This window comes from Bariatricus sp. HCP28S3_F11 (assembly GCF_052065395.1).
Classification (GTDB): Bacteria; Bacillota; Clostridia; order Lachnospirales; family Lachnospiraceae; genus Allocoprococcus.
In genome coordinates this window covers 1-8,435 of record NZ_JBQHUC010000059.1, presented here as the reverse complement: position 1 = coordinate 8,435, position 8,435 = coordinate 1, and the positions used below count along the sequence as shown (strand labels likewise).

Below are 8,435 nucleotides of genomic sequence, written 5' to 3'. Positions count from 1 at the left end.
CTGATTATATTATACCACATCCGGCACCTTAGAACAAGTGTTCTCTTATATTTTTTGCAATTCATCTCGCCACCTAAAGAGGTGGGAGAATTCTTGCTATATCTTGTTAAATTTCTGTACTGGAGCCAAGGGAGTTCGAATGCTTTATGATTCCTTCTTTAAAGAAATCATGAATCCGGAAACCATACCGGAACGCCTGGAAGATTTCTTATCACTTGTATTAAATCAAAAAGTCACTATTTTGAAAGTCCTTCCTAATGATTCTACCCGCATTGCAGATGAAAGTTCACTACTGATCATGGATATTGTAGTTGAGCTATCCACTGGAAGCATCGCGAATGTTGAGGTGCAGAAGATTGGGTATGCATTTCCCGGGCAGCGATGCACCTGCTACTCTGCTGATCTGCTCCTTCGCCAGTACAAGCGAGTTAAGAGTGAGAAGAAAAAACGGTTCAGCTATCGCGATATCAAAAATGTCTATACTGTCATCCTATTCGAAAAAAGCACATATGAATTTCACAAATTTCCAGATATTTATATCCATCATTCTAATCAAAAAACCGATACTGGTTTAAAACTGGAACTGCTTCAGGATTATACCTTTATCGCTCTTGACATTTTCAAGAAAACTTTGCAAAATAAAGGTATCAATAACAAGTTAGAAGCTTGGCTTACCTTCCTATGTGTGGACGAACCGGAGACGATTATGAAACTAATCGAAGCCTTCCCCGAATTCAAGCCTCTCTATGATGATGTATACCAGATTTGTCGCAATACAGAAAAGGTGATGGAAATGTTTTCAAAGGAATTACAAGAACTGGATCGTAATACTGTGCAATATATGATTGATGAAATGCAGGATACGATTGATTCGCAGAAAAAAACGATCGATACCCAACAAGATACGATTGATTCGCAAAAAGGTATGATTGATTCGCAAAAAGATACAATTGTTTCGCAAAAAGGTATGATTGATGCCCAGCGGTTAAAGTTATCCAAAATGGAACAGGAACTCCTGGAATTACGAAAGAAGTTAAATTTTTAAACCTAATAGCAACTTCGAAATCGAAAAGCAGTCTTTGCAGATTATTCTTATTTTCCTGTAAAGACTACTTTTTGTAATTGTCATATATGTTTCTCTTACCATATTCTAGCACCAACTTTGAAACAACTTACTTGTTTAAAACAATCCCAAGATTGATTGAGTTCTTACCTTAAACTTTAATTCAATGCAACATACTATTGTGCTTATTGTTATGCTTTTTACAACCCAAATAAAATTTTCAATCTGCTAGGTCTCTTGCTTTATCTTTTCATTGGCGAACTTATTATGAGAGTATGCCACTAAGAAACGTCCGTTTCTATATGTCATACCCTCATATTACATACCCTATCTTATTTACATAATGATATATCAGGAAATTTCTAAATATTATATACCTTCCACTTTATAGAATATTTTGTTCTATTAAGCAACTACTCTCTGCGATTTCGTATAGTACTTCAAGTAAAACGAATTACTATATACTTTTCAATATCGACTGTTTCAAGACTGCCATCTTTTTATTCGTGATTTTATTCCTACTATATATATAGTTAATATTACAATTAAACATATAATAAGCACTAAAAGAAAATCAAGTGATTTTTCTGATACAACTATTCCAAAGATGAACGTTATAATTGTGGAGCCGACATTAATTATTGAATTGCTGACAGAAAATATTGTCGCCCTTACTTCCGAATTTTTTAACTTTGAGTTTAACTCGGCTTTGAAAAGAACATCAAATACTCCCCACATCATTCTAATACCTGCTATCATCAAAATTGCTCCTATTGCTGATGGTTTATACTTATAAACACCAAAAAGAATTAGGGAAATAAATAATGTCACAATCATACCATTTAAATTATTTTTTATATATTTACTTACTTTTGCACCTATTCCAAACAAAATAGTACATCCTGCATATATTACCCCAAAGTATTGTCCCGTAATATTAGAGTTTTCTAAAAGCAATGGAATTAGATATAAATATATGGATAAGATCAATGCTTCTACTATACTACAATAAAAAAGATAAAATTTAAATTCTCTTGATTCTTCATTTATCTTTTTAACTCTGCTAAGTAGCAAAGATATAGAAAACTTGTCATGTCTGTTCTGATCTTTATAAGGATATTCTTTCATAGGTACTAAAAAAATTAAAGATATACCCATAAATATTGCTGTTAACCAGAATACTCCTCTTTTATTAAATGCGTATATAACTCCTCCTACAGAAAAAGATACACATAAAGCCAAAGTACTAAGAAATGTTAAATTGGCAAAGTACTTCTGATAACTATCTTCTTTTTTAATATATTTAAAGTTATCATAAAATAAGGCTTGATCTGAACCCGATATTAAAGTTTCAGATACTCCAAACAATATTTGCGCTATTATAAGAAGTTCAAATTTAGGATATATCGCAAAAATAAGCATCGATATTATGTAAATAATCGTTCCTGTAATGATCGATAATTTTCTACTAATATGATCCGCAATAAAACCGGTCGGTATTTCTAACAAAAATGTTGCTATAGATTTTGCAGAAAACAAAACACTAACTAAAAACAAGTTGTTTATCTCATTTTTAAGAAATATTGTCAGCACGGGAACATAAAATATAAAAGATTGCATTATGTAGTAGCTAGACATCATTTTCCCCATTTTTTTCTCATCCATAAAATCCCCTCCTGTAATCACCATGTCTTTAATCACCTAATCATTTAATTGAGTTTCTAAACAATAAGCGCATTTTGATATCTGATTTTTTTTATCAAATAATATTTTCAATCTTTCTTTTTCCAAATCATGTTCAATATCAAAAGAGCCCATTTTAAATGTTTTTTCAAAATAAGGACAAAATTTAAATTCTAAATCAGCATTCACAAATATTGTATTAAACGCTTGCATACATGGTTGCTTTCTTATCTGTAAAGATCCATCAGAAAAATAATCTCTGATTGCTTCCATATGCTTAGAATTGGGGAACTCTATTTTATGACAGTACCGCTTCATATTCTCCGTTAATTGTGGATATATTTCCTCAATCCATTCTTTATTTTCTTCTTCTGATAGAAAAACTTCTTTTCTATAGCAATTTTTTTCCACATTCCCGGAAAAATCACCACCTTTATTTGGAACCAAAAAAGCTATTCTAACAATATCATATTCTGATGCAAAGCGGATAAATTCTAAAATGTTTTTATAATTTTTTCTTTGTATTAAAAAACTTAAAACGATTGCCGTTTTTTTCTTTTGCCTAGAAACATATTCAATTCCATCTATGACATCAGCAAAAAAATCTTGTCCTCTGATCTCCTTATAAAGGATAGCATTTGATGCATCTACAGAAATCATAATTTCATCCAACATATTCAAAGTTTTCTTTGACATATTCCTTCGAATTAATGTCCCGTTTGTTGAAATCTTAGTGTACAGGTTTTTATTCTTCGCTATATTTAATATTGCTTCAACATCATTATTTAAAAGTGGTTCTCCACCTGTTAAATGAAGTTTTTTTATACCGATACTTTCAAAAAAGGCCAAGATTTCTTGAAATTCCTTGACAGAAATATTAGAAATTTTGTGAGGTTTCCAATAGCCACACGATTTACATTTCAAATTGCAAGAATTTGTAAGTTCAATAAATAGAGTATTGTTTTTATTAAACATTTATTTCTCCTTTTCAACAACGTAATTCCCCATAACTAATAAGTCTGCTTTATTTTTCACAAAAAAATTAATTGCATCTTTAGGAGATAATACTATCGGCTCTCCTTTATCATTAAATGACGTATTCATAATTAGTGGAATCCCTGTCATCTTATAAAACTGATATATAAGCTTATAATATAAAGGATAGTTTTCTTCTTTTACTAACTGAGGTCTTGTAGTATAATCAGCAGGATGTATAACTGCTCCTATTTTATTTATCCACTCTTCCCGGACTTTATATGCTTCTATCATAAAATAAGGCTTACTATTTTCATCAAAATTTTCTAATACTAAATCTGCATATTCAAACAATATAGAACATGCAAATGGTCTCCATTTTTCCCTATGCTTTATTAGTTCGTTCATCGTATCAGCATTTCGGCGTTTTCTTGGATCCATTAAGAGAGATCTATTACCTAAGGCCCTTGCCCCAAATTCAGCGCCTTTTTGGAACCAACATACTATCTTACCATCTACCAAAGCTTTTGCAATATTATTACACAACTCTTCATCTGGAATATACCTATAAGACACTCCTTTTATTAACTTTAATTCTTCATAAATCATTTTTCTGTTATATTGATTACCCAAAGACAATGTGCTCAAATCCGCCTTAAGAACGTTGCTTTCTGAAAATGCTGCTCCAATGCTTGTACCCGCATCTCCCGCTACTGGTTGAACATATAATTTATCAATTTTTGCATTTTCTCGGATATACATATTTAATTTGCAGTTCATAAATATTCCTCCTGCCACACAAACCCGACTTATTTTTGTTTGTCCACTCCAGTAATTAATTAATGAAAGAACAATATTTTCAACATATGTTTGTACAGCGAACGCTATATCTTTATATATGTCATCAAGGTTATTCGTACATTTATCAATACCGAATAATTCTTCAAATATGCTCACACCTTTATTTATATCTAAAGCCAAGCCATTCGTAAGACTATTTTCTATAAAAAAAGAAACATTGTAGCTACCTTCACCATAAGAAATTACTTTCTCCAGCTTGTCAAAAATATATTTATTATATTTTCCATATGGCGCTAATGCCATAACCTTTCCCTCATCACTCCAGGGCTTAAACCCTAGATACGCCGTTGCGATTGCGTAAAAATACCCCAAAGAATTAGGAATTGCTATTTCTGAAATCTTCTTTCTTATCTTTCCCTTCATTGTCCATATACTAGTTGCAGCATACTCCCCTACTCCATCACATACAACACAAAGGGCCTCATCAAATTTCGAAAAAATATATGCTGAAATTGCATGACTTAAATGGTGATTAGCAAATCTAATCTCTACATTTGGCATATTTAATTTCAGCGAAAGTAACATCTTTAATTTCTCTACATCTTGCACCCTATCACATATTAGGTTAACCTCTTTTTTGTATTTATCAATTATATTACAATTGCACTTGTCAGTAAAAAAAGACTCTTGATCATACTTCAACAATGCTTCTAATTCATAGTATAGCCTTTTCACCTTTTCATTTGGATCAAAACCAATGATCACCTTTTTTATCGGTATTCCCATAGTCTGAGCAATTTTTTTACACTCATTAACTGCGTTTTCCGGAAAAATTCCCATTGAATTTTTTTTCCTGTTGATTCTTTCTTCTTCTATTGCATAGATTATTTTATCTTGTAAAATCAACACCACGGACGGATTATGGTAATTTAACCCCCAAATACAAGGATTAATACCCATAATAAAATATACTTTATCATTCATAGTTATTTACCCTTTCAAGTTCAGCAAAATGATTCGCCACCTTATAAATACCGTCACAATATTTTTGAATCAAATCTAAAGGTTCATCTAAAAATAATGGAAATGAGATAACCTTATCATTGTAGGCAACAGTATCCGTATATTCCTCTTTCATGCAGATCTTAGTGTGAAATGGATTTTTTTTGACTCCATACCTTCCGTCTGTCTGTTTGGAAAACATCGGCAATTCATGAAGCATTGGGTAATGCGCTCGATGATGGACATCAAGTCCTTCTTCCCTAAGGGCACGCACAACTATCTCTATCGGAACATCATAATCTTTTTTTTCATATGTAGCATAAAATCCGTGCCAACTTCCCCTAAATACATTTTTTCTAGTAATAGGAGGATTTATTATTCCGGTTTGTTTTAATGCAAAACTAATCATGTTATACCGTTCATGCCGCATTTCAATAAGCTCATTAGATTTAGAAAATCTAGAATATGACATTGCGATTGCCAGTGGATGCATTCTACTGTTAGTACCGTAGCTACCTCCTACAAATTGACGATAAAAAGGATTCAAGATATTTTGATAAGCTCTTTTTCCAAAACACCCTAACAGAATAGCCCTTTCATACAATTCCGTATTGTCTGTCAAAAAAGCTCCTCCTTGACCACCACTTAACAACTTTGTTGATCCCAATGATAAGCAACTTATATCCCCCTCTGTTCCAACTAAAGTATTATTGTATTTTGCACCAAACGCCAAAGAAATATCTTCTATTAATTTTAAATTATTTTGTTTACAGAGTGCTGAAATTCTTTTTAGATCCACTGAATGTCCACATAAATGATTGACTATAACTGCTTTGCTCTTTTCCGTAATTCTTCTTTTCAAATCATTTGGATCCATAAGCCCTAAATTCGGATCACAATCTACAATAACAGGATTAATGCCTAATAATAATAATGGAGTTGCTACAGCGAAGAATGAGCAATCCGGTACTAAAACCTCATCTCCTGGTTCCAAAGCTAAGGCAAAATAGGCAGCTAATATTGCATTAGTTCCCGAATTAAACAGAATACAATATTTCTTTTTAAAATATGCCGCCAATTCTTTTTCATATGTTTTTTGTAATCCTTCATCACCATAATAAGAAATCAGGCTATTACTTTCAGACATATATGCTATTATTGCTTTGCGATCGTCTTCAGTAAAACGATCTCTTCTCACAGTATTTTCATACTTTTCGTCTATAGTTTTCTTTCCACCTTGGATTGCTAGTACTTCATTCATTATTTTCCCTCTTGTAATATGTCAAATTGAATCATATCTTGAATAAATTTTTCTACACATTCAACTAACTCCTCTTCCTTTATTTGAAACGATTCTTTCAACTTTTTCAGGATATCATTTTCCTCAAAATTGTCGCCTATCATTTCAAAAATAATAGCACCTACTAAGTTAACTTCATATATTTCCTCATTTATAGAAATAACCAATACTGTTGATTCTCCACTTTTAATTTCTTCTTCTGCAATCTCAGATGTAACATAATCTAAAATCGACATATTTTCCGGTATCCTATAGTCTCTCTGATACAAAATATTTTGATTTATACTATATTTACTCATTCTATTTTTCTCCTTTTTCTTTCATTAAACCCATACATTCATAATGTTCTCTCATATATAATAACTGTGGTGAATTTCTCCAAATATCCCCCAAATCATCTCGTGTCGCATTCCCCAAGACAACTTTATTATTGTAAACGCAAGGAGCAATATTCCCGTTTGAGGAAATACACAATGAAATTTTTCCACAAGGACATCCCCCATCAATATCACCAACTTGCTTTTCATTATATACTAATGTAATTTTTAATTTCTCGAACTTCTGTCTCCATTTGATAATATTCAAATACAATTTTTCTTTTTTCTCATCATCTATTTCTAGATCCGTCCTATTTGAAGCATTCCCCATCGTTTTTAGACGTTTAAAATCCACTCCACTTATTCCTATATAATTTGCCAATTCTACAATTTTTTCTAAAACATCATAATTGTATGATGCTATTGTAGTTGAAAAGACAACTCTAATATCGTGTTTTAGACAGATCTGTGCTGCTTGAATAGCTCGCTGAAAGCACCCTTTTTTGCCTCTGTTTTGATCATGTAACATAGGATTTGGATGATCAATGCTAATAGAAACTTGATTAAGTTTAGATTTCTTTAACTTTTCAGCCATTTCATTATCAATAAACCAGCCATTTGTACTCAAAGAAACATTAACATTATTGTTACGTAAAAAATGGATTATTTCGAAAACGCCTTCACTAGTTATAGGTTCTCCTCCTCCTATATTAACCAAGAACACTTTATTTTTTACAATGTTTTGGGCAACTTTATATTTGTCCTGTAATGATAATTCTATTTCATTTCTATTTCTACTATAACAGTGGCTACAATTTAATTGACATTTATAGCTATAATTCCAGTTAATTGCTAAAGGTCCTGACATTAATGGATATTCATTTTTCATAGTACAAAACTCCTTTTTATAAAAGGGAGGAAAACTCCTCCCTTGATTCGCATTCACTTATTGATTATTTTATCACGACTAATAAAATGCAATAAGTCAGATTTCAACGCTATGCTGTCGGAGGTGGCTGAATGCTAAGTTTTTTTACTTCTGGTGCTACAAATTTCATACTCACAAACCCCCTTTCTATTGGTTTTATTTAAACGCATATACGTTTAAATTCACTTATTATTTTTAATATCCCAATTTTTTACTTACCAATTTCATAATATTCTACTGATCTGCTTTTTCAACTGCAGTTTGCGCCCTCTGGCGGTCGCAAATGCGTTTTTCAACGGCCGCTATGCGGAGCAGAACGGCCGCTCGTATTTAGTTGATTGTTGATAAGTTATCGTATGTTTATCT

7 protein-coding genes are annotated in these 8,435 nt (G+C 31.9%); 1 reads left to right on the top strand and 6 read right to left on the bottom strand.

The window, feature by feature from the left end; genetic code table 11:
- Positions 1–139 precede the first annotated feature (139 nt).
- A complete protein-coding gene (locus tag ACTNBR_RS15735; RefSeq protein WP_441019136.1) occupies positions 140–1,045 on the top strand; it encodes a PD-(D/E)XK nuclease family transposase in 906 nt (301 codons plus the stop codon).
- A gap of 501 nt (positions 1,046–1,546) precedes the next feature.
- On the opposite strand, the gene ACTNBR_RS15730 is transcribed toward ACTNBR_RS15735, so the two are convergent.
- From ACTNBR_RS15730 to ACTNBR_RS15705, 6 genes are read right to left on the bottom strand one after another with little or no spacing between them, the layout of a single operon-like run.
- Complete coding sequence (locus ACTNBR_RS15730; protein ID WP_441019138.1) at positions 1,547–2,728, bottom strand: MFS transporter; 1,182 nt, start codon at positions 2,726–2,728, stop codon at positions 1,547–1,549.
- Positions 2,729–2,764: 36 nt separating this feature from the next.
- Positions 2,765–3,721, bottom strand: coding sequence for a radical SAM protein (locus tag ACTNBR_RS15725; protein ID WP_441019140.1), 957 nt, complete (start codon positions 3,719–3,721; stop codon positions 2,765–2,767).
- Positions 3,722–5,506, bottom strand: a complete 1,785-nt coding sequence (locus tag ACTNBR_RS15720) for a carbamoyltransferase family protein (RefSeq protein ID WP_441019142.1) — start codon at positions 5,504–5,506, stop codon at positions 3,722–3,724.
- Positions 5,499–6,785 carry an aminotransferase class I/II-fold pyridoxal phosphate-dependent enzyme gene (locus ACTNBR_RS15715; RefSeq protein ID WP_441019144.1) on the bottom strand — a complete coding sequence of 429 codons (1,287 nt, stop codon included), beginning with the start codon at positions 6,783–6,785 and terminating at the stop codon, positions 5,499–5,501. The genes ACTNBR_RS15720 and ACTNBR_RS15715 overlap by 8 nt, the downstream gene beginning before the upstream one ends.
- A complete protein-coding gene (locus ACTNBR_RS15710) occupies positions 6,785–7,123 on the bottom strand; it encodes a PqqD family protein (RefSeq protein WP_441019146.1) in 339 nt (112 codons plus the stop codon). Before ACTNBR_RS15710 ends, ACTNBR_RS15715 begins: the two co-directional genes overlap by 1 nt.
- A gap of 1 nt (position 7,124) precedes the next feature.
- On the bottom strand, positions 7,125–8,030 hold the full coding sequence (locus ACTNBR_RS15705; protein ID WP_441019148.1) for a radical SAM protein: 906 nt from the start codon (positions 8,028–8,030) through the stop codon (positions 7,125–7,127).
- Positions 8,031–8,435: the final 405 nt, after the last annotated feature.

Excerpts from the sequence above, each read along its gene's own strand:
- ACTNBR_RS15730 (WP_441019138.1), bottom strand. The coding sequence starts at position 2,728 with ATGGATGAGAAAAAAATGGGGAAAATGATGTCTAGCTACTACATAATG.
- ACTNBR_RS15725 (WP_441019140.1), bottom strand. The coding sequence starts at position 3,721 with ATGTTTAATAAAAACAATACTCTATTTATTGAACTTACAAATTCTTGC.
- ACTNBR_RS15705 (WP_441019148.1), bottom strand. The coding sequence starts at position 8,030 with ATGAAAAATGAATATCCATTAATGTCAGGACCTTTAGCAATTAACTGG.
- ACTNBR_RS15735 (WP_441019136.1), top strand. The coding sequence starts at position 140 with ATGCTTTATGATTCCTTCTTTAAAGAAATCATGAATCCGGAAACCATA.
- ACTNBR_RS15710 (WP_441019146.1), bottom strand. The coding sequence starts at position 7,123 with ATGAGTAAATATAGTATAAATCAAAATATTTTGTATCAGAGAGACTAT.
- ACTNBR_RS15720 (WP_441019142.1), bottom strand. The coding sequence starts at position 5,506 with ATGAATGATAAAGTATATTTTATTATGGGTATTAATCCTTGTATTTGG.
- ACTNBR_RS15715 (WP_441019144.1), bottom strand. The coding sequence starts at position 6,785 with ATGAATGAAGTACTAGCAATCCAAGGTGGAAAGAAAACTATAGACGAA.